Source organism: Streptomyces sp. TBY4, assembly GCF_024213195.1.
GTDB lineage: Bacteria > Actinomycetota > Actinomycetes > Streptomycetales > Streptomycetaceae > Streptomyces.
On record NZ_JANAVF010000008.1, the window covers coordinates 20,609 to 42,844 of the forward strand.

A 22,236-nucleotide genomic window follows, 5' to 3' on the forward strand; every position below is an offset into this window, starting at 1 on the left:
ACGATGGCGAAGCCAGTGCATGCTGCGATCGGGGACACCTGGCTCAGGTGCCTGATTTGCCAGAGTGACGAGTTCCGCGAGAGGCAGGTCAAGCTCAACAGCTTCGGTCTGGAGCTACTGAAACTGGCCTGGGCCGACGAGTCGGCAACAGGACTCATCTGCTGGCAGTGCGGCTACGTCCACCTCTTCGTCAACCGCGACATCCGGCTGTCCCGTGTCCGGAGGAAATGAACGAATCTGGCCAGCCGGGACTTGGGGGAGTGTTCGCTCAGCAGAGCCTCAGATCTGGATAACGATCGGGTTACCTAACCTGGTGAAATGCGGCAAAACGGGCCGCTGGCTGATGTGCGTCACTAAAGATCCCGTAGAGACCGTGCTAGGAATACACAACTCCGCTTCGGCCCACCCCTCGCCGAAGACCGGAGTGCCGGCACGCACCGGCCGCACCACAGCACGACCACGACGTCTCCACGGTCCGACTCCGCGGACCGGACGCCACGGGTCGCCGATCGGAACAACGGCGTTCGCCCAAAGCCCGCACTCACACCGTCGCACCGCACTGCGCCGGTCCTGCGACATCGAGGTTTCGCCTGATGTCACTCGACTCATTCACCAGCTCCGTCGACGAAGCCGTCAGCGGATTCTTCGAGCCCATTGTTCATGCTCGCGGTCATCAACATCATCGGCCTGTACCTGCTGGCCCCCGTGGTCAAGCGGGAGCTGAACAACTTCCTCGAGTTCGTCCGCCGGCGTGACGCCGGCCTCGAGACGGACTCGGACGAGGACGCAGACCAGGAGCCGGTGAAGACCACCGTCTGACCGCCCCCGCGGCCCGGTTCCTTCGAGAGGGTTCGTACGCACCTTGCGCCTTGGTGCGTACGAACCCTCTCGCCCTTGTGTCACCACCCGGCGGGGCCCGCACCCCCGGCCCCGCCGACTCCCCGGAGGTACATCCGCCATGACCGCCGTCCCGCCCCGGCGTCCGGCCTTCCTCGGACTTCTGCCCTGGCGCGAGCGCCGCGCCGTCGCCGAAGCCCTGCGCACCGAGACCGTCGGCGGCCTGGTCCTGCTGGTAGCGGCCGTGGTCGCCCTGCTGTGGGCCAACAGCCCCCGGAGCGGCACGTACGAGGCCCTGCGCGACGCCCATTTCGGCATACCCGTCCTGGGCCTGGACCTCTCCGTCGGCCACTGGATCTCCGACGGCATCCTCACCGTCTTCTTCCTCGTAGCGGGCATCGAGCTCAAACGCGAGCTCGTCGTGGGTGAACTGCGGTCGCCGGCCACCGCCGCGCTGCCCGTCATCGCCGCCGTCTGCGGCATGGCCGTACCCGCCGCCCTCTACGCCCTCATTGCATCGGCGGGCGGCGGCAGCCTCGACGGCTGGGCCGTGCCCATGGCCACCGACATCGCCTTCGCCCTGGCCGTCCTCGCGGTCATCTCCACCCACCTGCCGGCCGCCCTGCGCGCCTTCCTCCTCACGCTCGCCGTCGTCGACGACGACCTCGGCGCCATCCTCATCATCGCGATCTTCTTCACCGCCGACCTGAACCTCGCCGCCCTCGGCGGCGCCTTCGCCGGCCTGGTCCTCTTCTACGTCCTCCAGCGCCTGCGTGTACGCGGCTGGTGGTGGTATGTACCGCTCGGCCTGGCGATCTGGGCGCTGATGTACCACGGCGGCGTCCACGCCACCGTCGCCGGCGTCGCCATGGGCCTGATCCTGCGCACCACCCGGGACAAGGGTGAGGACGCCTCACCCGGCACCCGCACCTCACACCTCCTGCACCCCTTCTCCGCCGGGGTCGCGGTACCGCTGTTCGCCCTGTGCGCCGCAGGTGTGGGCATCTCCGGTGCGGCTCTCGCCGAGGTGTTCACCGGTCCCGAACCGCTCGGGGTCGTCGTGGGCCTGGTCCTCGGCAAGATCGTGGGAGTCTTCGCCGGCACCTACCTCGCCGCCCGCTTCACCCGGGCACGCCTGAACCCCGACCTGGCCTGGGCAGACGTCTTCGGACTGTCCGTCCTCGCCGGCATAGGCTTCACCGTCGCCCTGCTCATCGGCGAACTCGCCTTCCCCGGCGCCGAGGTCGCCGAGCGCGTCAAGGCCGCCGTACTCCTGTCCTCCCTGACCGCCACCGCCGTGGCCGCCGTCCTGCTCCGGCGTCGCAACAGCGTCTACCGTCGCCTCTACGAAGAGGAGACGATCGATGCGGATGCCGACGGCATCCCCGACATCTACCAGCGCACCCCGGCGACTTCGGGCACGTCGAACGTGAACTGAGGAGGTCACCACGATGGCCACCACCGTGCTCGCCATAGCGATCGTCCTCGCGGCGCTGGTGATCAGGACGGCCGTCGCGGAGCTGCGCGTGCCGGGCAGCGGCCGCGGACAGTGGTCCTTCCTCTCCGACCGGCGAGCGTTGGCCACGGGAGCCGCCACGGCCGTGCTCCTCGGCTGGGTGGGGTGGGCGGCCTCCGGCCCGGCCGCCACCGCCTGGGCCGTGCTCGCCGGTCTCCTCACGGCAGCAGTCGTACCTCCGGACGGACGCGACGACTGACGACGCCAGACCCAGGCAAGGTCAGCGGCCTCGGCCGTCCGGTGTTGCATCCCTGCTGACCGTCGGCAAGAAGCGGCACTGCGAACTGCCGTCAGGATCCCGCCAGAAACGCGTAAGGAATGTGTAAAGTGGCCGCCGGTGTGCCGGGAAGCCTGGTCGGCGAACAGGGGACAACTCTCTTCGCAGATCGGGGCTGGACGCCATGGTGCTCGTCGCTGTCTTCGGTGTGGCACTGCTGATCGTGGTGCTGCTCTCCGGGCTTGCCGCCCGCACGGTCCTCTCGACCTCCCTCCTCTTCCTCCTGGGCGGAGCACTCGTCAGCGACGGGTTCCTCGGGCTCATCCACATCACGGCGGACAGTGGGATCGTCGCGGTCACCGCCGATCTGGCCCTCTTCTCCGTGCTGTTCACCGACGGCATGCACGTCACGTTCACGAAGCTGCGGCAGAACTGGAAGAACCCGGCCCGCGCGCTGGGCCTGGGGATGCCGCTGGCGATGGTCGGCATGGCCGTCATCACCCACTACCTCGTCGGGCTGGACTGGACGACCTCGTTCCTGGTCGGCGCGGTGCTGGCTCCGACGGACCCGGTGTTCGCCTCGGCGATCGTGGGCCGCAAGGAGGTTCCCGCGAAGCTGCGTCAGCTGCTGAACGTGGAGAGCGGGATCAACGATGGGCTGGCCCTGCCGGTGGTCCTGATCCTCATCGCCGCCGCCGGACCGACCTCTGGCATGGCCGATGCCTCCGTCGCCACGATCGCGCTGGAACTCGGCCTGGGACTGGTCTTCGGCGTCGCGCTTCCGCTGGCGGTGGCGGCGCTGGTGCGGCTGCGGCTGCTGGGCGCGGAGCCGAAGCTCCAGCCGTTGCTTCCGCTGGCGACGGGGATCATCCTCTATGCGGCATGCCACCTGACCCACGCCAACCCCTACCTGGCGGCCTTCTCCGCCGGTGCGGTGCTGGCCGCCGTATCGCCCGAGGCGAAGGTGGTCTTCGCGCCGCTCGGCGAGGCGCTGGCGGAGCTGGCGAAGTTCGCTGCGCTGCTGGTGTTCGGCGCGCTGCTCACTCCGCAGCTGTTCGGCGGCCTGTCTGTGGGCGGCTACGTGGCGGTGGTCCTGGCCATCGTGCTGATTCGCCCGGCCTCGCTGTTGTTGTCCCTGATGGGCAGCCGGATCGAGCGGCGGGAGAAGCTGGTCGCCGCCTGGTTCGGTCCCAAAGGCTTCGCCTCCGTCGTGTACGGGCTGCTGGTCCTCCAGGCCGGTATCCCGCAGGGCGAGGCCGCCTACATCCTCATCGCTGTATGCATCGCCTTCTCGATCATCGCCCACAGCAGCACCGACGTCCCCATCGCCCGCCTCTTCCATGTGGACGACCTCGCCGGCATCCCGGCCCAAAGCCCCGTGACCGGCGTCCGTACGACCGATGTTCTCGCCCCGAGCAGTGCACCCCACGAGGAGACGCGCCATGCCCGCCCGTGATCTCGCCGAGCCCTACCCCCACGTGACGACCGACGACGACGCGATCGACGCGGTCCGCCTGCTGGCCGAAGGCAACCTGCCCGCGCTGCTGGTGCTGGACGCCGACGGTCACCCGTACGCGGTCGTGCCCGGATCCCAGCTGGTCCGGCAGCTGGTGCCCGAGTACGTGATGGAGGATCCGCTGCTGGCGCCCGTCATCGACGAGCGGCACGCCGAGGCGATGGCCGAGGAGCTGGAGGGCAAGACGGTGGCAGAGTGGCTGCCCGCGCGTACCTTCAAGCCCCCCTACGTCGGCCCGGACGCGGGGACGATGGAAGTCGCGGCCGCCATGGCCCGGACCCACGTCCCGCTGGTCGCGGTCGTCGAACACAGCGGCGACCAGAGCCGGCTCCTCGGGGTCGTCTCGGCCGCCGGCCTGATGCGCCACCTCCTCGCCGCGGTCGGCCGGGCGGGGGACGAGGCGTGAGCGGTTGGCAGAGCTGGGCCGCGGTCGCCGTCTTCGCCGGCGCCTACATCCTGATCATCAGCGAGTGGGTGCACCGGGTCGCCGCCGCCCTGGGCGGCGCGGCGCTGATGCTGGCCATCGGCGCCACCGACGACACCGCCGCCTTCCACTCCGACGAGACCGGCATCGACTGGAACGTCATCTTCCTGCTCCTCGGCATGATGATGATCGTCGGAGTGCTGAAGCGCACCGGCCTCTTCGAGTACCTGGCCATCTGGTCGGTCAAGAGAGCCAGGGCCCGCCCCTTCCGGGTGATGACCATGCTCGTCGTCATCACCGGCGTTTCCTCCGCCCTGCTGGACAACGTCACCACCGTGTTGCTGGTCGCACCCGTCACCCTTCTGGTGTGCGACCGGCTGCGGCTGCCCGCCGCGCCCTTCCTGATCGCCGAGGTCTTCGCCTCGAACGTCGGCGGCACCGCCACCCTCGTCGGCGACCCGCCCAACATCATCATCGCCAGCCGCGCCGGCCTCACCTTCAACGACTTCCTCGTCCACCTCGCCCCCCTGTGCGCGGTCCTCATAGTCATCCTGGTCCTCCTGTGCCGCCTGATGTTCGCGAGCACCTTCGTCTACGACGAGAAGCGCGCCGCCGAGCTGATGGAACTGCGGGAGCGCGAAGCGATCCGGGACCCGCGCCTGCTCGCACAGGGTTTGGGCGTCCTCGTGCTCGTCGTCGCCGGGTTCGTCCTTCACCCGGTGCTGCACTACGAGCCGAGCGTCGTCGCCCTGCTCGGCGCCGGCCTGCTCGTCGCGATCTCCAAGGTCGAGACGGGCGAGGTGCTCGGCGAGGTGGAGTGGCCCACCCTCGCCTTCTTCGCCGGCCTGTTCGTCATGGTCGGCGCGCTCATCGAGACGGGGGTCATCGGTGAACTCGCCGGTTCCCTCGCGGACGCCATCGGCGGGGCCGAACTCGGCGGGACCATGCTGCTGCTGGGCGGCTCCGCCGTACTGTCCGGGATCGTCGACAACATCCCGTACGTGGCCACCATGGCCCCCGTCACCGACCAACTGGTCACCGACATGGGTGGCGGCCCCGACCACGTCATGTGGTGGGCCCTCGCCCTCGGCGCCGACCTCGGCGGCAACGCCACCGCCATCGGCGCCTCCGCCAATGTCGTCGTCCTCGGCATCGCCGAACGTAACCGTACGCCGATCACCTTCTGGCAGTTCACCAAGTACGGCCTGATCGTCACCGCCGTCACCGTCGCCGTGGCCGCCGTATACCTGTGGCTGCGCTACTTCGCCCTGGCCTGAGCGCCCATCGGCGTCCCCGTGGAGGGCGCGGCGAGCGCCGTCCCTCTGGCCGACTGCGGGCGAGGAGGTTAGGTTAGTTTCTAACATTAGTTAGTCAATAACGTGAGGTGGTGGTCATGCCTTTGACAACCGTGGTCGTGACCGGTGCCGGGCCGACCGGACTGGCCCTGGCCTGCGCACTGCGCGCTGCGGGAGTCGCCGTCCGGGTGCTCGACAAAGCGCCTGGACCGGCGGTGACCTCCCGAGCGCTGGGTCTGCAGCCGCGCGGGGCCGAGGTGCTCGACCGCCTCGGGGCGCTCGGCGACCTGCCCGAGCGATCCGTACCGATCGCCCACGTCCTCACGTACGTCGACGGCAGACCGCTGGCGCGACTTTCCGTTGGCGTGCCTACGAAGCTGGTAACCCGCCCCGGCCTCCTCATGTCCCAGTCCGAGGTCGAGGCGCGCCTGCGCGACCGCCTGGCCGCGCTCGGTGTCCAGGTCGAATGGGATCGTGAGCTGCTGGGCCTTCGCCAGGACGCGGACCGAGTCGTCCTCCGCCTCGGCGAGGGTGAGGAAGAGGCCACCTGGCTGGTGGGATGCGACGGTGCACACAGTCGCGTACGCAAGGCCGCAGGCATCGGCTTCCCGGGCGTCCCCGTCGTCGAACGCTTCCTTCTGGCCGATGTGACGGCCCGTCTGCCGATCCCGAGGGACTCGGTCGCGGTCTGGCTGCGCGGAGACACGATGCTCGGGGTGTTTCCGCTTCCGGGCGAGGACGTGTGGCGGCTGATGGCACCGGGGCCGCCCGGATCGGGCGCGGAACCGATGCCGGCGCTGACGGAACTGCTCCATCGGGAAGCGGGCGTTCCCGGCGACTCCGTGCGCGAGGTCCTGTGGACGTCCACCTTCCGGATCCACCGGCGCCTGGCCTCGTCCTACCGTCAGGGCAGGATCCTGCTCGCCGGCGACGCCGCCCACATCCACAGCCCGTTCGGGGGCCAGGGCATGAACACCGGCCTGGGTGATGCCGAGAACCTCGCCTGGAAGCTCGCCCTGGTCGCCGTCGGCCGTTGCGGGGACGGTCTGCTCGACACCTACGAGACGGAACGCAGGCCCGTCGCGCGCGAGGTCCTGGCCTCCACGAGCGCCATGACCGGCATGATCCTCGGACAGACCGCACGCGCCCGGGCGCTGCGCGATCACGTGTTCGTGCCCTTGCTGAACCGGCCTTCGGTGCAGAGCCGGCTCTGGGAGAAGTCCTCCCAGCTGACCCTCACCTACCGCCGCGGCCCGCTCGGCGCCGGCCGCCGCCTCCCCGGCTCCGGGCCCCTGCGCGGCGACCGGGTGCCCGACTGCTCCTGCACCCGACAGGACGGCACCCTCACCCGCCTGTACGCGGAACTGCGGTCCGGCTGGGCCCTCCTCACACCTGCCGGGGCCGGCGCGGACCACGAGACGGCCGCCCGTCGGCACCTCGGTGAGGACCGCGTCACCGCCCTCACCGTGGCGGGGAGTCGGCGGCACGCCATGCTGGTACGGCCTGACGGCCACCTGGCCTGGCGCGGAACCTCTCCGGAAGCCCTCGGCAACGCCCTGGCACGCATACTCGACGTCGGCAAAGGAAGCAGGCGCAACGATCGTCCGGAGGCGACAGGCCCATGAGTACATCCCCCACGCCGCCGGGGCTGCGGGAGCGCAAGAAGGCGCAGACCCGCCGGACGATCCAGGAGAACGCGCTGCGGCTGTTCCTGGAGCGGGGTTACCAGAACACCACCGTAGAGGAGATCTCCGCCGCAGCCGGGGTCTCCCACATGACCTTCTTCCGGCACTTCCCCACCAAGGAAGCGGTCGTCGAGTCGGACGACTACGACCCGCTCATCGTCCGGCTCATCCAGGCGCGGCCGCCGCACGAGGACGGCCTCGCCGCCCTCCGCAACGCCCTCAGCCAGGGCCTGGAGGCGGTGTACGCCACCGGCAGGGACACCCTGCTCGCCCGCACCCGCCTCATCTTCGAGACACCGGCCCTGCGCGCCCGCACCTGGGACACCCAGTACGCGACCCAGCAGTTGTTCGCCGATGCCCTCAGGTCACGAAACCCGTGGGAGAGCGACCTCTCCACCCGTGTCACTGTTGCGGCCGCCCTCGCCGCGGTGACCACGGCCCTCGCCGCCTGGGTCGAAAGCGACGGCGCTCTGGAACTGCCCGCGCTGGTCAGCGAGGCGTTCAGTGCGTTGCGTCCCGCCTGACGGGGAGCAGTGGGTGGCCTGTGAGCAGTCCAGCCGGCTCAGCTCAGCTCGGTGAAGCTTTCGACGGCGCGGGTCTTGCCGGTGACGACGATGACGTCTCCCCTTTCGACCACGGTCTCGGCCGTGGCGTAGGTGAAGTCCTGGCCGGGCCGCTTGATTCCTACGACGGTGATGCCGTACCTGCTGCGCACTCCGCTCTCGCCGAGAGGGACGCCCGTGATGGTGGCGGGGGCGACGGTCTTGACCAGGGCGTAGTCGTCGTCGAATTCGATGAAGTCGAGCATGCGTCCGGTGACGAGGTGGGCCACTCGCTCGCCCATCTCGTGTTCGGGCAGGACGACGTGGTGGACGCCCAGGCGCTCCAGGATCTGGCCGTGCTGACGGCTGGTGGCCTTGGCCCAGATGTTGGGGACCGCGTCCTCCAGAAGGTTGGAGGCGACGAGGATGCTGGCCTCCATGTCGGTGCCGATTCCCACGACCGCGCTGGTGAACTCGTGCACTCCCAGCTGCCGCAGGACCTCGGGGTCCGTGCAGTCGGCTACGGCCGTGTGCGTGAGGAGATCGCTGTGCTTCTGCACAAGGGCGGCATCGGTGTCGATGCCCAGGACGTCCCAGCCGCGGCGGGTGAGTTCGTTGGCGAGAGAGCTGCCGAACCGGCCGAGACCGATGACGGCCACGCGCTGGTCGCCTGCTGTGGGGCCGCCGGTGTCCAGGAGCCGCTTGCGGCGGCGACGGCGCAGGGAGTGCAGGTAGTTACCCAATGACGGGTCGCTCCTCGGGTAGCTGGTATCGGCGGGTCCGCTCGCGCAGGGCGAGCGAGGAGACGAGCGTGATCGGCCCGAGGCGGCCGACGAACATCAGCAGGATCAGGATCAGCTGGCCGGGTACCGGAATGTCGGCGGTGATCCCGGTCGACAGGCCGACCGTCCCGAACGCGGAGACGGCCTCGAACAGCACGTCCTCCGCGGGGGCCTTGGTGACGGTCAGCAGGGCCAGGGTGGCAGCGATGACCAGGCCGATACCCAGGAGCGCCACGGTCAGGGCCTGCCGCAGGGCGTGGGGGGCGAGGCGTCGGCCCATCACGGTGGAGTTGGGCTCGCCGCGCACCTCGGCGAGCATGGCGGCGGCGAGCACCGAGAAGGTGGTGACCTTGATTCCGCCGGCGGTGCCCGCGCTGCCGCCGCCGATGAACATCAGCGTGCAGGTGAAGAAGATGGTCGCGGCGTTCAGAGCGCCGATGTCGATGGCGTTGAAGCCCGCGGTACGGCTCATCGTGGAGTAGAAGAAGCCGTTGAGGATCTTCTCGTCCCAGTCGAACGGTCCCAGGGTCCCGGGGTTGGTCCACTCCAAAAGGCACGTCATTACGGTGCCCACCAGCAACAGGACGGTGCTGGTCACGACCGTCAGTCTGGTGTGCAGCGACCAGTTCCGGCGCCCCGTCGTGCGGCGCCGGGTGCGGTGGCGCAGGACCTCCAGCAGGACGGGGAAACCGAGGCCGCCGAGGATCACCGCCGCGGCGATCGGCAGCGTGACCCACGGATCCTGCGCGTAGGGCGTAAGGCTGTCGCCGTGCAGTCCGAAGCCCGCGTTGTTGAAGGCCGAGACCGCGTGGAAGAACCCCGAATAGGCGGCCTCGCCGAAGGAGCGGTCGTAGCCGAAGCGCAGTCGCAGCGCCAGGAACGCGCCCACCGCGAGTTCGACGATCAGGGTGCATCCGGCGACGCCGAGCAGCACCCGCCGGATGTCGCCGATGCCGAGGCTCTTGGTCTCCGCCGCGGCGGTCAACTGCATGCGCAGCCGCAGCTTTCCCGACACCAGCAGCGCGAGCAGTGAGGCCATGGCCATGATGCCGAAGCCACCGACCTGGATCAGCGCCAGGATGACGCCCTCGCCGAATCCGCTCCAGTGGGTAGCAGTGTCCACGACGACCAGCCCGGTCACGCACACCGCCGAGGTGGACGTGAAGAGCGCCGTCAGGACGCCCGTCGTCGAGCCGTCCTGGGACGAAACCGGCAGCATCAGCAGCACCGTTCCGACGCCGATCACCAGCGCGAAAGCCGACACCACCGTGCGCGCCGGGTGGGCGGTGAACAGTGAATGCCATACCCCCGCAACACGTCCCGGCACCCGCCCGCCCTTCCTCCGTCTCGCACCACCGTGGGGTCCGAGCGTCAAAGACACGTCAAGGACCGCGGCGTCACCCTACCTTCGAGAGGTCGCAGGCCCCGGGACCGTGGGCGGATGTCGGCGACGGCTCATTTGGGGCCGGTCTGAACGGTTCAATCGTGGGCCTGGTCGTCGGCGAAGGCGGCAACGACGCCCCGGCGCCGGCCGCCAGGTCCTTGAAGGCTTCCTGCGCGGAGTCGAAGCGGCTGCCTCAGGGCTCTCATGCGTGCGGGGACTCCCGCGGTGGTGATCAGGCGGGAGCCTGCGGCTTTCGTCTGGCCGAGCGCGCCCGGTTCCCGCAGCCGAGCGAACACCATGCCTGGTCGCGGCGCCGGGCGAGGAAGAACATGCCGCAGCTGGGCGCGTGGCAGCGCCGAAGTCTTGCCTGTTCCGGCCCGGCTGCGAGGAGGAGTGCCTGCCGGGCGGCGGCCGCCTGGGCGGGGCCTCCTGTGTCGCGTTGATCGAGCCGGCCGTCAGCGGTGACGAGGAAGGTCACGGGGGCGGCGGAGGCGAGTTCGTTCAGTTCGGTCCGCACGCTCTCCGGCAGGGCGCGTTGCCCGGCAGAGGCGTCCAGCGCGGCTCTTGTCAGGTCACGCAGCACCGTGAGGTCTTCCAGAGGCAGGAGAGCCAGTCGGCGTTCCGTCGCCCGGGCCCGCCAGCTCGCGGTGAGCTCGGCGTCGGCGAAGAGGTCGATGTCGGCGTGCGTGGGCCCTGCGCCACAGATGACCGTGTTGGCGAGGTCCAGGACCGGGTCCTCGCCGATCCACGGCATCGCGCGAAGGTTCCGGATCGTCATGCCCCCAACCTACCGGACTACCGGATTCAATCCACCAAAACCGTGATAACTTCAACTCACGGATTTAAAGATCTGAATACGTGAGTCCAATGGAGGGGTATCGCGATGAGCGCGACCATCGAGTACGTCCGGTTCGAAACGGCCGATGCCGCGGAACTGACAGCGCACCGCGAACAGCTCGTCGCCCTGTTGAGGGAGCGGTACGGAGACGGCTTCCTGGGGGCGCACCTGGCCCGGTTCGAGGACGGCACGATGCTGGACTTCATCGTGTGGTCTTCCGCTGAGGTCGCCGCACGCGCGGCGAAGGAGATGCCGGGCGATCCCGCCGCGCAGGGGTTCTTCAGCAGGATCGGTACGGTCCACGAGATGCGGCACGCTCAGGTGCTGCACAGCGCCCGGCCGTAGTCACCGGAACCAAGGGGAGGTGAGTGCCGTGCCGACGGCGGACGAACTGCTCAGCGCGGACATCGTCAGGGACCTGGCCGACTGCCTCGCCGCGGCGAACGGCGGGACACCTACCGGGCAGCTCCGGCGGTGCGGCGCCCTTCTCGCGGGCCTGACCTTCAGCGGGCGCGTCACCGCCGTCAAGGAGGCGATACTCGCCGACCTTCCCGACGCCTACCCGGACTTCGCGGAGGTCGTACGGGCCGCCCTGAAAGACCCCGGTTTCACCGGTTGGATGATCTTCCCCGTCACCGAGGCCGTCGCCGAGCGCGGGCTGGAGGTCTTCGAACCCGCCCTCGGCCTCCTCGCCGAACTCACCCCGTGCCTGACCGCGGAGACCGCGATCCGCCACTTCCTCCGCACCGACCTGCACCGCGCACTGCGGACGATCGAGGAATGGACCAGTCACGCCGACCCGCACGTACGCCGGCTCGCCAGCGAGGGAACGCGGCCCCGGCTGCCCTGGGCACCTCAGCTTCGCGCCCTCATCGCCGACCCCGCGCCGGCGCTGCCCGTGCTCGACGAGCTCTACCGCGACGAGTCCGAGTACGTACGCCGGTCGGTAGCGAACCACCTCAACGACATCAGCCGTGACCACCCCGCGATCGCCGTCGCCACCGCCGCACGCTGGCTCGACGACCCGGCTCCCACGACGAGCGGCCTGGTCCGGCACGGCCTGCGCACCCTCGTCAAGGCCGGCGACCCGGACGCCCTCGCCCTCCTCGGCCACGACCCGGACGTCCCGGTCTCCGTGGAGGGGCCGCACGTGCGCACCCCCGCCATCCGGATCGGGGACCACCTGGAGTTCGACTACGCGGTCACCAACACCGGCGACCGGACCGCGCATGTGGTCATCGACTACGTGATCCACCACATGAAGGCCAACGGCACCCGAACCCCCAAAGTCTTCAAACTCACCACCCGGGCACTGGCCCCCGGCGAGCGGTGGACCGGTACCCGCCGGCATTCCCTCAAAGCCATCACGACGCGCCGCTACCACCCGGGCCTCCACCACGTGCAGATCCAGGTCAATGGGCGGCCCCACGGCGAAGCCCCGTTCACGCTGGACCTGCCGGCGGAGTAATCCCGGGCATGAGCCGTCTCGTTGACGGGAGACGGATTTCGTAGGTACCCGGTCGGAGTTCCCTGATGTGCAGCCCGACCGGTCACCGATCTCGCCGAGGGCAACCAGCAGGGCGGCACTTGCTGCCCACGAGATCGCCCGTCCCCGGCGGTGGGGACGGGCGATCTCGTGGGCAGAACGCCTAACCCTGACTGATCGCGGCCACGAGCTGGTCACCGGTGTATGCGCGACCGCCGATCCCCCAGCCGCCGTCCGGGGCGTTGATGATGTTGACCCAGATGCCCTCCCTGTCGTGGCCGTCGACCGTGAGGGATGCGGCAATGTCCGTCGCGTTCGCGATGAACGCGGCGCGGGCCTGCGGAGTGCCCAGGCCGATGTTGGGCAGCTTCAGCTCGATCATGACCACCGGGCGGTTGACGCCCCCGGCGTAGATGTCTTCGGGCGCCAGGACATGCACGCTGCCTCCGACCATTGAGCTGAAGAAGCGGTTGCCGGTCAGGCCGCTCGCCTCGATGAGGGCGGCGGTGAGCCGGGGCAGGATCTCGCGTTCGCCCTCATGCGTGAGGGTTCCGCGCGGCGATGTGACGGTGATGGGCATGGAAGGCGTGCTCCCTGTCTGAAGAAAAGCGTCGGTGCCGAGTGGTGCGGCGAAGCGGTCGCTAGCTAGTACGTGCGTACTACTTTTGGAGTCTGCAGTAGGATGGCCGTCCTAGTCAAGGGAGAAGGGTGGCCGGGCATGGCGAAGGACACGCGGGCGCGGATGGTTGCCGCCGCTGTCATGGCGTTGCAGCAGCGCGGCCTGGAGGGGATGTCGTTCACTGATGTGCTCGCCCGCAGCGGTGCGGCACGTGGGGCGATCTACCATCACTTCCCGGGGGGAAAGGGTCAGCTGGCGGCAGAGGCGGCGGCCCAGCATGGGCGCGAAGTCCTGGCCCGCATGGCCGAACTCTCCGGCTCCACGCCCCGGGCGGTCGCGGAGGCTTTCGTCGACTTCGCCCGCCCGGTCGTCGAGGCGTCAACCCGCGGCAGCGGGTGCGCCATTGCCGCTGTGACCCTGCCGGCGGACGGGGGCGACCATGAGCTGTGCCGGGTGGCGGCCACCGCGTTCGCCTCTTGGTCCGGACAATTGGCGGACGCCCTCTCCGATTCCGGACTCTCGCACGAGGATGCCCAGGACAAGGCGGCCCTGCTGATCGGTCTGCTCGAAGGGGCTCAGGTGCTCAGCCGTGCGGCGGGCAGTACGGCGTCCTTCGAGCGGGCGGTCCGTGCCGCGTTGCCCCTGTTCGAGGCGAAGCTCTAACCTGCCCCGGAGGTGGTCGCCGCCTCCCGAGCGGTTTCCGGGCGCAGGTGTGCGGCCAGCAGGAGCTCGGCGGTTGACCGCGCGGTCAGGGCGGCAGCGGGGGAGTCGTCCAGGTGTGCGGACGTGATGGCTCCGTCGCACAACTGGACGAGTGAGGCGATCAGGGCGCCGTCCTCGCCGGCGCCGAGTGGTCCCAGCAGGCGGGCGAACAGGGCGGGCAGCCAGGCGCGGTCGTCGGCGATGGCGGCCCGGATGCCTTCGTGGTGGGGGTACTCGGCTGCGGCGTTGGTGAACGGGCAGCCTCGGAAGCCGGGGTCCTGGAACGCCTCGTGGAAGACGTCGAAGACCGTCAGGACCCTGGTCAAGGGGTCCCGGGTTCGCGCCTCCACCTCCCGCGCAACGTGCGTCCGCCAGCGGTCGCTACGACCTCGGAGGTACGCCTCCACCAGGTCTTCCTTGGTCCGGAAGTGGACGTACATGGAGGACTTCGAAACGCGGCTCTCGGCGATGACGCGGTCGATTCCCACCGCGTGGATGCCTTCGGCGTAGAACAGCGCGTCCGCGGTGGCGACCAGCCGTTCCCGTACCGGCAGGGTCCCTGCCTTCATTCCCATGCCCCAAGTATCGAACAGACAGATCTGTTTGACAACGCAGGCAGGCGTCCTTAGCTTGATCACATCGAACGGACAGGTCTGTTCGATGTGATTGCAAGGAGCTTCGATGTCCCGCGTGCACCTCATCGACCCGGCCACCGCGACCGGCAACGCCGCCGAACAACTGGCAGCCACCCAGAGCACGTTGGGTGTCATCCCGAACATGGCCAAGGCGATGGCCCACAGTCCGGCCGCACTCAAGGGCTTCCTCGGCCTGTTCGGCGCGCTGAAGGAGGGTGTGCTCTCCGCCGGCATACAGGAGCGGATCGCCCTCGCGGTGGCCGAGCTCAACGGCTGCAGCTACTGCCTGTCAGCCCACACGATGGTCTCCCGCAACGTCGCCCAGCTCCCCGAGGAGGAGATCGAGGCCGCCCGGCGGGGCACCAGCGCCGACCCGAAGGCCGCCGCCGTACTGCGCCTCGCGGTGGCGATCACCGAGAACCGGGGCCGGATCGCCGACGAGGCCTTCGCGGCGGCCCGTGAGGCCGGGCTGACGGACGAGGAGATCGTCGAGGTGATCGCCAACACCGTCCGGAACATCTTCACCAACTACGTCAACGAGGCGCTCGACGTCGACGTCGAATGGCCGCTCGTGACACCGTACTCCCGCGCCGCCGTCTGATCCCCGACAGCGCCGCGGCACCGACCAACAGGGCCGCGAACAGCGCGACCAGGGTCACCGGTCCGATGGAGTCGAGCAGGTCGGCGATCGTGCGCTGGAAGGATCCGGCCGCGTCGATGACCGGGTCCTGGGTGGCGGGGTCGCGCTGGGCGCGGATCTCATACCAGCCGTAGTACGCGACGTACGCGCCGACGAAGAGCAGCAGTCCGCCGCCGATCCGGGGCGCGAGTGCGCCGGCACGGCGCAGGTGGCTGACGGCGGTGGTGCGGGTGACGGCGACGGTGAGGGAAGCGACGCCGACGATCAGGCCCATGCCAAGGGCGTACGCGGCGAAGAGGAGGACGCCCTCGGTAGGGGAGCCGCTGCGGAAGGCGGAGACGACGATGGCGAGGAACGGCGCGATCGTGCAGCCCAAGGAGGCCGTGGCGTACGCCATCCCGAACAGCGCCATGGAGGGGATCGACCGGGTGAGAGCGGGGGCCCGGCGGAGTTTCGGTGCCAGGGCGGGCAGTTGGCGGCCCAGCAGCAGCCAGATGCCGGCGGCGGCCATGAGGACGCCGAAGGCGATGGTGAACCAGGGCAGGTGTTCCTGGACCTGGCCGGCCACGGGCTGGATCACCAGGCCGAATATGCCGAAGAGGGCGGCGAAGCCGATGGTGATCGAGGCCGTGGCTATCAGTGCGCGGCCGATGGCGACCGCGCGAGTGGGGGAGTCGTCGCCCAGGACGAGCAGGGACAGGTAGGCGGGGAGCAGGGCGAAGCCGCACGGGTTGACGGCGGCGAGGATGCCGGCGGTGAGCGCGAGCGCGAGAGGCAGTTCGGACATCGTCAGCTCAGCCGGCGAGTCCGGCGACCTTCTCGGCCAGCCCCTTGCCAGCGGGCAGGACGCCCTCGTAGACGGTCTTGCCGTCTTTGTCGAGGATGACGTAGCGGCTCTGCTCGGTGACCTTGAACCGCTTCCAGGCCTCGCCCTTCTCGTCGGACAGCTGCGGGAAACCGCTGGTCTTGGTGTCGGAGATGAAGTCCTTCATGGCGGCGTTCTTGTCGAGGCCCGCGACGCCGACGACGTTGGCCTTGCCCGCGTAGTCGGCGGCGACCTTCGCGGTCTCGGCGGCCTGGGCCTTGCACTTGGGGCACCACGGCGCCCAGAACCACAGCACGGTGGGCTTGCCCGCGAGGGTCTTGGCGTCGAAGGGCTTGCCGTCCACGGTGGTGGCGGTGAAGTCCAGCACTGCGGGGACCGGGGCGCCGGCGGCGCCGGACATGCCCGGGTCCGAAGGCGCGGGCGACTCTACGGGCGCGGATGCGGTGGATGACGGCGCGCCCGCGCCGGTGCCCGCGGCCGGGCCGTCGTCCGCGGCACACCCGGTGACGGCGAGCAGGGCGGCGGCGAGCACGGCCGGGGCGAGGGTGCGGGGGCGCATGTCGACTCCTGTGTGTTCGGGGCGGGGCGGGGCGGGAGCGACTGTAGGGCCATCTTCGCGCCGGGTGGACGGTGAGGGCCTTACGGTTTGGTGACGTCAGCCCGCCGCGTCGCGCAGGTGCCCGGTGTCGAGGACGGTCACGCGGCCACGGGCAAGTCGGAGCAGGCCGTGGTCGGCATACTCGTGCAGCACCTTGGTGCAGGTCTCGCGGGAGGTCCCGGCGAGTGCGGCGAGCTGCTCGTGGGTGAGCGCGATCTGGGGGTGGCGGCCGCCGGGGCGCAGCGGGCTTGCCGGGGGCTGGGCGCCGGCCAGTATCGTCAGGGTGGTCGCGATCCGCTGGGCCACGCTCTTGAACACGCTGTCGGACAGTCGCTGTTCCAGGTCGGCCAGGCGGTGGCCGAGGATCTCGGTGATGCGGGCCGCGATGCGCGCGTCGGTCAGCAGGAGCCGGTGCACGTCGGCCCGGCTCATCACGCATACCGTGACGTCGTCGAGGGCTTCGGCGTAGCTGTGGAACATGTGCTGTCCCAGCAGCACCATTTCCCCGAAGATCGTGCCCGGAGCGATGATCGCGGTGGTGAGGGCCCGGCCGTCGGCGGACACCCGGAAGACGCGGACCCAGCCCTGCTTGAGGATGAACAGCACCTCGCTGGGCTGGGTCGGCGCGTACAGGATCTGGCCGGCGCCGTGGCGTCCAGCTGGAAGCGCGCTGGGACGCGGCGCTCGACACCGCCCGGGTCCACCGGCTGGTCGGCGACCGCTGGCAGCCCGCCGACCACCTCGACGCCATGTGGTTCGCCTGGTACGCCTTCTACCCGAACGGCCAGGTGCGACAGTGAGCAGGCTGCTCGGCGTCCTCGCCGGGGCCGGGGACGCGTGGGACGTCGTGGTGACCGCGACCGCGGCCACGCCCCCGCATCTTCGCGCCGCGTTGGGCGTACGCCGCTACCGGCGCACGGGGCTGGCCGCGGCGGCTGTGGTGCTGGTGGCGTACCTCTTCTCCATCGGTGACCTCGCGGTCTCGGCCTCAGGCCGGTTCGCCGGCGTCCCTGTCGTGCGGACGGCGCCAGGGCAGCTGTTCCAGGCGCGGGCGCCGTACCTCTTCGAGCCGGTGCTCGCCCTGCACCCGGGCCCGTACGTGGGGGTGTTCCTCAGTCCGGTCAACCTGCTGCTCGGAGCCGTGGTGGCCGCCCTGGTCGGCGCCAACGTCGCGGTCGCGGGGTTCGCGGCAGGTCAGGCGGCCGCCTGTAGGGGCACGCGGTACGCGCGGCTGCTCGGCGTCCTCCCGGCCTTCCTCCTCGGCTTCGCCTGCTGTGTGCCGGCCTTCCTGCTCGTCCTCGGCACGGGCACGGCGGCAGCCCTCCTGCCGGTGCTGATCCCGCTGCGCCCGGTGTTCTACCCCCTCACGCTGCTGATGCTCGTCAGCACGCTGGTGTGGGGCACGTCCCGGCTCCACCGGCAGGTCCCGCCCCGCCCAGGATCGCCTCGATGAGTGGGCGGCCGAGCCGGAAGGCGTCGGCGACGGGGAGGACTGACATTCCGGGACGGTCGCTGAGCCAGTCCGCGGCGGCCCCGGCGGAGGCGAAGAAGTGGACCTCGTTGCAGAAGGCGGTGCGTACGGAGGTCATGTCGTCGGGGGTGACGATCGAGACCACGGCTTCGGCCGGGTCGAGGTCCGTGACACCGTCGGGGGTGACGGTCAGCCGGATCGGGGCTCCGGTCGCGCGGCACGGGGATTCGACGTGGGCGGTGGTACCGAGGAGGGTGGGGAATGCCAGGGTGTCCAGGGCGCACCAGGTGTAGAGCTGCCGCCCGCCTGTCTCGAAGCGGTGCGGCGTGGGACGCTGCGTCAGGCCGCTGCCGACGATGCGCCCGTTCTCGTCGTACTCGGTGTCGGGCATGGCGGTCAGCGCCTCGCGGACCTCGGCTTCGGTACGGCCGGTCGCGGCGGCGAGCTCGTCGGCGCCGACGGGCCGACCGGTGGCCAGGAGTCGCAGCAGGTGGGCCCACAGAGGTCCGCCGATGAGGGTCCCGCGGTCCTTCAGGAGGGCGGTGAGGCTACCGGCGAGCTGTTCGACGGAGGCGTTGATGGTCAGGGGGTCCTTGTCCTCTCGGAGGGTGGCGGGCGGTCGGCCGACGTACCCGCCGGGCCGCTGCCGACCGTACGGTCTGACCCCGGGGGGAGAGTCAAGCGTCGCTCCGTTGGGCGGCCTCGAAGGCGTTGATCCGGTCCCGCGTCCGTTCCAGCTCCGCGATCCGGTCCTCGGTACGGGCCCGGGCCGCGCGCAGCCGCTCGACGAGCAAGGGGCCCAGGGCAGCCCGGCCGCCCCGCGCGCAGTCGCCGCCGAGGAGTTCGCGGATCTCGGCCAGGGTCAGTCCCAGGCCACGCAGCTCGCATATCATCCGTACGCACGACAGGGCATCGGCGTCGTACAGGCGGTAGTTCCCGGCGCTGCGGCCCGGACTGTGGATCAGCCCCCAGTCCGTGTAAGTGCGGAGCGCCTTGACCGGCACTCCGGTGCGCCGGGACAACTCCCCGATGGTCATGGGCGCGTCACCTCCCGGTTCTCAGCCCGCGCAGCAGGACAGCTTGGCGACGTCGGCGGTGAAGGTCTGGGCGGCCAGCTTCAGCGCTTCCGCCATGGTCAGGTAGGGGTGCCAGGTGTGGGCGAGCTGGTCGACCGTGAGCCCGGCGGTGAGGGCGTACGTGGCCGCGGTGATGATCTCTCCCGCGCCGTCGGCGAGTACGTGGGCGCCGATCAGGCGGCCGGTGCCCTGCTCGGCGACGAGTTTGACCAGGCCCCGGGTGTCGCGGTCGGCCAGTGCTCGCGGCACATACTCGAAGGGCAGGGTCCGGCAGTCGCACGGGATTCCGGCCTCGGCGGCCTCGGCGTCGGTCATCCCCACGGAGGCGATGGCCGGGCTGGTGAAGGTGACGCGGGGCAGGGCCGTGTAGTCCAGGGTGCGTTCCGCGCCGCCGAGGGCGTTGTCGGCGACGAGGGTGCCGTGGGCGGCGGCGACGTACACGAACTGCGGGTGGCCGGTGACGTCCCCGGCGGCCCAGATCCGCTCGGCGGTGGTGCGCAGGTATGCGTCGACGATGACTTCGCCGTGCGGTCCGGTTTTGACGCCCACCGACTCGAGGTTCAGGCCGGCGGTGACGGGCCGCCGCCCGGTGGCGATCAGCAGGTGCTCGGCGCGCAGCTCTGCTGCCGACGAGGTCGTGAGGGTGTAGCCGGCTGCGTCGCGATGGACGGCCGTCAGCGTGGTGCCGGTGTGTACGGCGATACCCTCGTCGGCGAGCACGGATTCCAGGGCGGCGGAGATCTCGGGCTCTTCGTTCGGGGCGAGGCGTTCCAGCGCCTCGATGACGGTGACCTGCGTGCCGAGCCGGGCGAACAGCTGGGCTTGCTCCAGCCCGACCGCGTTGCCGCCCACCACGACCATCGACTCCGGCAGGGCGTCGAGTTCCATGGCGGTGGTGGAGGTCAGGTATCCGGCGGCCTCCAGGCCGGCCAGGGGTGGGGCCCAGGGAGTGGAGCCGGTGGCGATCAGATACCGGCCGGCCTCGATCCGTACGGTCCCGCCCTCGGCCAGGTCTACGTCCAGGGCAGGCCCGTCAGCGAACGCGGCGTTCCCGCGCACCACCTCGAAGCCGAGCTCGGCGGCCAGGTCCGCGTACTTCTCCGCCCGCATCCGGTCGACCAGGGTGTCCTTGCCCCCGATCAGCGCCCGGAAGCCGACGGGCGCGGTGTGAGCCCGGATGCCGGGGAAGCGGGAGGCGGCCTGGGCGCCGTGCCGGGCCGTGGCGGCGGCCAGCAGCGCCTTGGACGGTAGGCACCCGATGTTCACGCAGGTGCCGCCGATGGTGCCACGCTCGACCAGCACCACGCGGGCGCCCTTGCCCCGCGCGGCGATGGCGGCGGCGAAGGCCGCCGAGCCCGAGCCGACGACCGCCAGATCGAATCCGGATCGCACCTCGGTCATGGTGTTGCCTCCTCGCATGGCGGCCCGGCTCCCAGCAGTGGGACCTATTCGCTTTGGCGTATAGCAGAATCCCAGCTTACTATTCGTATAGGCGAATATCTGGATGTGGAGGCCCCATGAAGTCCGCACTCGTCGATCCGGTGGCCGAGGTCCTGGTCGAGCTCGTGCCGTGCACTCACCTGGACACCACGGCCCGTTTCTTCCGGGCCCTCGCCGACCCCAACCGGCTGCGGCTGCTGGAGTTCATCCTGCGCGGCGAACGCACTTCAGCCGAGTGCGTCGAGCACGCCGGCATCTCCCAGCCGCGGGTCTCGGTGCACCTGTCCTGCCTCGTGGACTGCGGCTACGTCGCCGCCCGCCGGGACGGAAAGAAGCTGCGCTACTCCGTCGGCGACCCGCGCGTGGCCGACCTCGTCGTTCTGGCCAGGGCCCTGGCGGCGGACAACGCCAAGGCCTTGGCCTGCTGCGAGCGCATCCCACCCGCCGAGTAACCCGAAGCCCCCGAGGCCCGTGATGACTGCCCCCACGCCACCACCCCCGCACCGCGACCACACCGTGATCGGTGTCATCGGCATGGCCGTGCTGGTGCTCGTCTGCTGTGCCGCGCCCGTCCTGATCGCCGCCGGTGCCCTGGGCGCGCTCGGAGCATGGTTGACCAGCCCGTATCTGCTCGCCGCCGCGGCTGCCCTCGCGCTGATCGCTCTGGTCGCCGGAGCGACCCGCCGCAGACGCCGCTGACGGCCGGCCCTGCACGGAAGGAGGATCGCCGTGCCATCACCACGCATCGGCGATGCCGAACGAGAACAAGCCGGCGAACGCCTCAAGGAGGCCTACGCCGAAGGCCGGTTGGACGAGTCCGAGCTCGAGTCCCGCACCGAGGAACTTCTGCGAGCCCTTACGCAGGACGACCTGCAACTCCTCCTCGCCGACCTGCCCAGCCCTGTGGCCGGGGCCCCCGCGTCGCTCGGCGCCCGGATCGCCGACGGGCTGACCCGAGCCCTCAGGTGCGCGGTCTTCTGCTGGCTCCCCCCTGCACAGCCCGGGCGGAGCTCGACCCGGCCCGCGGTGAATGCGGTCACCGGTCGGGGGCGCGCCGCTCAGCCTCCCGCTTCACCGCCGCCAGGGAGGCCGCGACCGTGGCCTCCCAGCGTTCGGCGACCACGCCGCCCCACCAGTGGCCGAGCGCCCACAGATCCGTGCCCATCTCGCCCGCGTACTCCAGCCGCGTCCCCCCTTCGTACTCGCTGAGCCGGAAGGACTCGACGACGGCGGGGACCGGCCCGCGTACCAGCCGGAAGCCGACCCGGTCCGGCCGGTCGAACCGTACGGTCTCCACGGTTCGTGCCGTCAGCCACCCGGCCGCGACGGGCGTGAAATGCTCGGCGAGCACCATGTCACCGCCCTGCTCCAGCACCCGTACCTTCTCCCGCATCGCCCGCATCGCCCGCATCGCCCGCATCGCCCGCATCGCACGCCCGAGATAGGGCTGGGCGATCACGCCGAAAACCACGTCCCGCGGCGCTTCGATGTCGACGGCCTGCGGCCCCAGCGGCCGGGTTCGCCGACCCACACCCACATCAAGGGGCAGCGCCCCGGTCACCAGCCCCACGTACCCGGCTGCGAACCCGCCACCGACGCCCGCCGCGACAGCCACCCGCCCGATCCACCCCACGCCTGCGTCCCTTCTCGGTGCCCGTCCGCCTAGGTGGGGGCAGAACACCCACCGCGTCACGCACGCCACGCAAA

The 22,236-nt window shown here is 70.4% G+C and carries 27 protein-coding genes and 2 pseudogenes; 17 read left to right on the plus strand and 12 right to left on the minus strand.

Features of this window, described 5'->3' with window-relative positions:
* The first annotated feature begins 3 nt into the window (after positions 1-3).
* The 9 genes and pseudogenes from NLX94_RS20375 to NLX94_RS20415 all read left to right on the plus strand — a co-directional run bounded on the left by NLX94_RS20375 (position 4) and on the right by NLX94_RS20415 (position 8,014).
* On the plus strand, positions 4-231 hold the full coding sequence (locus NLX94_RS20375) for a hypothetical protein (RefSeq protein ID WP_254384414.1): 228 nt from the start codon (positions 4-6) through the stop codon (positions 229-231).
* A gap of 423 nt (positions 232-654) precedes the next feature.
* Positions 655-819, plus strand: a pseudogene (locus NLX94_RS20380) (D-alanine glycine permease); the annotation flags it as partial.
* 139 nt (positions 820-958) lie between these two features.
* Entirely contained in the window at positions 959-2,275 is a 1,317-nt protein-coding gene (gene nhaA / locus NLX94_RS20385) for a Na+/H+ antiporter NhaA (protein WP_254384415.1), read from the plus strand.
* Between the two features lie 13 nt (positions 2,276-2,288).
* Complete coding sequence (locus NLX94_RS20390) at positions 2,289-2,552, plus strand: hypothetical protein (RefSeq protein ID WP_254384416.1); 264 nt, start codon at positions 2,289-2,291, stop codon at positions 2,550-2,552.
* 202 nt (positions 2,553-2,754) lie between these two features.
* Complete coding sequence (locus NLX94_RS20395) at positions 2,755-4,026, plus strand: sodium:proton antiporter (protein WP_254384417.1); 1,272 nt, start codon at positions 2,755-2,757, stop codon at positions 4,024-4,026.
* On the plus strand, positions 4,013-4,492 hold the full coding sequence (locus NLX94_RS20400) for a CBS domain-containing protein (protein WP_254384418.1): 480 nt from the start codon (positions 4,013-4,015) through the stop codon (positions 4,490-4,492). Before NLX94_RS20395 ends, NLX94_RS20400 begins: the two co-directional genes overlap by 14 nt.
* Entirely contained in the window at positions 4,489-5,787 is a 1,299-nt protein-coding gene (locus tag NLX94_RS20405; protein WP_254384419.1) for an ArsB/NhaD family transporter, read from the plus strand. Before NLX94_RS20400 ends, NLX94_RS20405 begins: the two co-directional genes overlap by 4 nt.
* Positions 5,788-5,903: 116 nt before the next feature.
* Positions 5,904-7,430 carry an FAD-dependent monooxygenase gene (locus NLX94_RS20410; protein WP_254384420.1) on the plus strand — a complete coding sequence of 509 codons (1,527 nt, stop codon included), beginning with the start codon at positions 5,904-5,906 and terminating at the stop codon, positions 7,428-7,430.
* The gene (locus NLX94_RS20415; RefSeq protein WP_254384421.1) at positions 7,427-8,014 is read left to right on the plus strand and encodes a TetR/AcrR family transcriptional regulator; all 588 of its coding nucleotides are present in this window, start codon (positions 7,427-7,429) and stop codon (positions 8,012-8,014) included. The genes NLX94_RS20410 and NLX94_RS20415 overlap by 4 nt, the downstream gene beginning before the upstream one ends.
* A 38-nt stretch (positions 8,015-8,052) precedes the next feature.
* Here the strand turns inward: NLX94_RS20415 and NLX94_RS20420 are convergent, their stop codons facing one another.
* The 3 genes from NLX94_RS20420 to NLX94_RS20430 all read right to left on the minus strand — a co-directional run bounded on the left by NLX94_RS20420 (position 8,053) and on the right by NLX94_RS20430 (position 10,976).
* On the minus strand, positions 8,053-8,775 hold the full coding sequence (locus NLX94_RS20420) for a TrkA family potassium uptake protein (protein ID WP_254384422.1): 723 nt from the start codon (positions 8,773-8,775) through the stop codon (positions 8,053-8,055).
* Positions 8,768-10,141 carry a potassium transporter TrkG gene (locus NLX94_RS20425; RefSeq protein WP_254384423.1) on the minus strand — a complete coding sequence of 458 codons (1,374 nt, stop codon included), beginning with the start codon at positions 10,139-10,141 and terminating at the stop codon, positions 8,768-8,770. Before NLX94_RS20425 ends, NLX94_RS20420 begins: the two co-directional genes overlap by 8 nt.
* A 289-nt stretch (positions 10,142-10,430) precedes the next feature.
* Positions 10,431-10,976 (minus strand): CGNR zinc finger domain-containing protein, encoded by a 546-nt coding sequence (locus tag NLX94_RS20430; protein ID WP_254384424.1) that lies wholly within the window; start codon positions 10,974-10,976, stop codon positions 10,431-10,433.
* 105 nt (positions 10,977-11,081) lie between these two features.
* On the opposite strand from NLX94_RS20430, the gene NLX94_RS20435 reads away from it, so the two are divergent.
* Together NLX94_RS20435 and NLX94_RS20440 are read left to right on the plus strand one after the other, a co-directional pair.
* Entirely contained in the window at positions 11,082-11,381 is a 300-nt protein-coding gene (locus NLX94_RS20435; protein ID WP_254384425.1) for a hypothetical protein, read from the plus strand.
* 28 nt (positions 11,382-11,409) lie between these two features.
* Entirely contained in the window at positions 11,410-12,504 is a 1,095-nt protein-coding gene (locus NLX94_RS20440) for a DNA alkylation repair protein (protein ID WP_254384426.1), read from the plus strand.
* Between the two features lie 181 nt (positions 12,505-12,685).
* Here the strand turns inward: NLX94_RS20440 and NLX94_RS20445 are convergent, their stop codons facing one another.
* On the minus strand, positions 12,686-13,102 hold the full coding sequence (locus tag NLX94_RS20445; RefSeq protein ID WP_254384427.1) for a hypothetical protein: 417 nt from the start codon (positions 13,100-13,102) through the stop codon (positions 12,686-12,688).
* A gap of 138 nt (positions 13,103-13,240) precedes the next feature.
* On the opposite strand from NLX94_RS20445, the gene NLX94_RS20450 reads away from it, so the two are divergent.
* Positions 13,241-13,804 carry a TetR/AcrR family transcriptional regulator gene (locus NLX94_RS20450; RefSeq protein ID WP_254384428.1) on the plus strand — a complete coding sequence of 188 codons (564 nt, stop codon included), beginning with the start codon at positions 13,241-13,243 and terminating at the stop codon, positions 13,802-13,804.
* On the opposite strand, the gene NLX94_RS20455 is transcribed toward NLX94_RS20450, so the two are convergent.
* On the minus strand, positions 13,801-14,418 hold the full coding sequence (locus NLX94_RS20455) for a TetR/AcrR family transcriptional regulator (RefSeq protein ID WP_254384429.1): 618 nt from the start codon (positions 14,416-14,418) through the stop codon (positions 13,801-13,803). The two genes, NLX94_RS20450 and NLX94_RS20455, sit on opposite strands and share 4 nt — an antisense overlap.
* A 106-nt stretch (positions 14,419-14,524) precedes the next feature.
* Between NLX94_RS20455 and NLX94_RS20460 the strand changes: the two genes are divergently transcribed.
* The gene (locus NLX94_RS20460; protein WP_254384430.1) at positions 14,525-15,079 is read left to right on the plus strand and encodes a carboxymuconolactone decarboxylase family protein; all 555 of its coding nucleotides are present in this window, start codon (positions 14,525-14,527) and stop codon (positions 15,077-15,079) included.
* Here the strand turns inward: NLX94_RS20460 and NLX94_RS20465 are convergent.
* The 3 genes from NLX94_RS20465 to NLX94_RS20475 all read right to left on the minus strand — a co-directional run bounded on the left by NLX94_RS20465 (position 15,012) and on the right by NLX94_RS20475 (position 17,412).
* Complete coding sequence (locus tag NLX94_RS20465; protein ID WP_254384431.1) at positions 15,012-15,905, minus strand: cytochrome c biogenesis CcdA family protein; 894 nt, start codon at positions 15,903-15,905, stop codon at positions 15,012-15,014. The genes NLX94_RS20460 and NLX94_RS20465 overlap by 68 nt on opposite strands.
* A gap of 7 nt (positions 15,906-15,912) precedes the next feature.
* A complete protein-coding gene (locus NLX94_RS20470) occupies positions 15,913-16,503 on the minus strand; it encodes a redoxin domain-containing protein (RefSeq protein ID WP_254384432.1) in 591 nt (196 codons plus the stop codon).
* A 96-nt stretch (positions 16,504-16,599) separates the two neighbouring features.
* Complete coding sequence (locus tag NLX94_RS20475) at positions 16,600-17,412, minus strand: Crp/Fnr family transcriptional regulator (protein ID WP_308402470.1); 813 nt, start codon at positions 17,410-17,412, stop codon at positions 16,600-16,602.
* Here NLX94_RS20475 and NLX94_RS20485 point away from each other — a divergent pair.
* Positions 17,339-17,995 (plus strand): hypothetical protein, encoded by a 657-nt coding sequence (locus NLX94_RS20485; RefSeq protein ID WP_254384434.1) that lies wholly within the window; start codon positions 17,339-17,341, stop codon positions 17,993-17,995. The genes NLX94_RS20475 and NLX94_RS20485 overlap by 74 nt on opposite strands.
* On the opposite strand, the gene merB is transcribed toward NLX94_RS20485, so the two are convergent.
* The 3 genes from merB to merA all read right to left on the minus strand — a co-directional run bounded on the left by merB (position 17,925) and on the right by merA (position 20,490).
* Positions 17,925-18,593, minus strand: coding sequence for an organomercurial lyase MerB (gene merB, locus NLX94_RS20490; protein ID WP_374684000.1), 669 nt, complete (start codon positions 18,591-18,593; stop codon positions 17,925-17,927). The genes NLX94_RS20485 and merB overlap by 71 nt on opposite strands.
* Positions 18,594-18,690: 97 nt before the next feature.
* A complete protein-coding gene (locus NLX94_RS20495; protein ID WP_254384435.1) occupies positions 18,691-19,050 on the minus strand; it encodes a MerR family transcriptional regulator in 360 nt (119 codons plus the stop codon).
* Positions 19,051-19,071: 21 nt separating this feature from the next.
* Positions 19,072-20,490: a mercury(II) reductase gene (gene merA, locus NLX94_RS20500; RefSeq protein WP_254384436.1), complete on the minus strand. Its 1,419-nt coding sequence runs from the start codon at positions 20,488-20,490 to the stop codon at positions 19,072-19,074.
* Positions 20,491-20,606: 116 nt separating this feature from the next.
* Here merA and NLX94_RS20505 point away from each other — a divergent pair, with 116 nt between their 5' ends.
* From NLX94_RS20505 to NLX94_RS39635, 3 genes and pseudogenes are all read left to right on the plus strand, one after another.
* On the plus strand, positions 20,607-20,981 hold the full coding sequence (locus NLX94_RS20505) for a helix-turn-helix transcriptional regulator (protein WP_254384437.1): 375 nt from the start codon (positions 20,607-20,609) through the stop codon (positions 20,979-20,981).
* A gap of 22 nt (positions 20,982-21,003) precedes the next feature.
* Entirely contained in the window at positions 21,004-21,228 is a 225-nt protein-coding gene (locus NLX94_RS20510) for a mercury transporter (protein ID WP_254384438.1), read from the plus strand.
* A gap of 30 nt (positions 21,229-21,258) precedes the next feature.
* Positions 21,259-21,414 (plus strand): annotated as a pseudogene (locus NLX94_RS39635) (DUF1707 domain-containing protein); the annotation flags it as partial.
* A 151-nt stretch (positions 21,415-21,565) separates the two neighbouring features.
* Here NLX94_RS39635 and NLX94_RS20515 read toward each other — a convergent pair.
* Positions 21,566-22,144 carry an SRPBCC family protein gene (locus tag NLX94_RS20515; RefSeq protein WP_254384439.1) on the minus strand — a complete coding sequence of 193 codons (579 nt, stop codon included), beginning with the start codon at positions 22,142-22,144 and terminating at the stop codon, positions 21,566-21,568.
* Between the last annotated feature and the right edge of the window lie 92 nt (positions 22,145-22,236).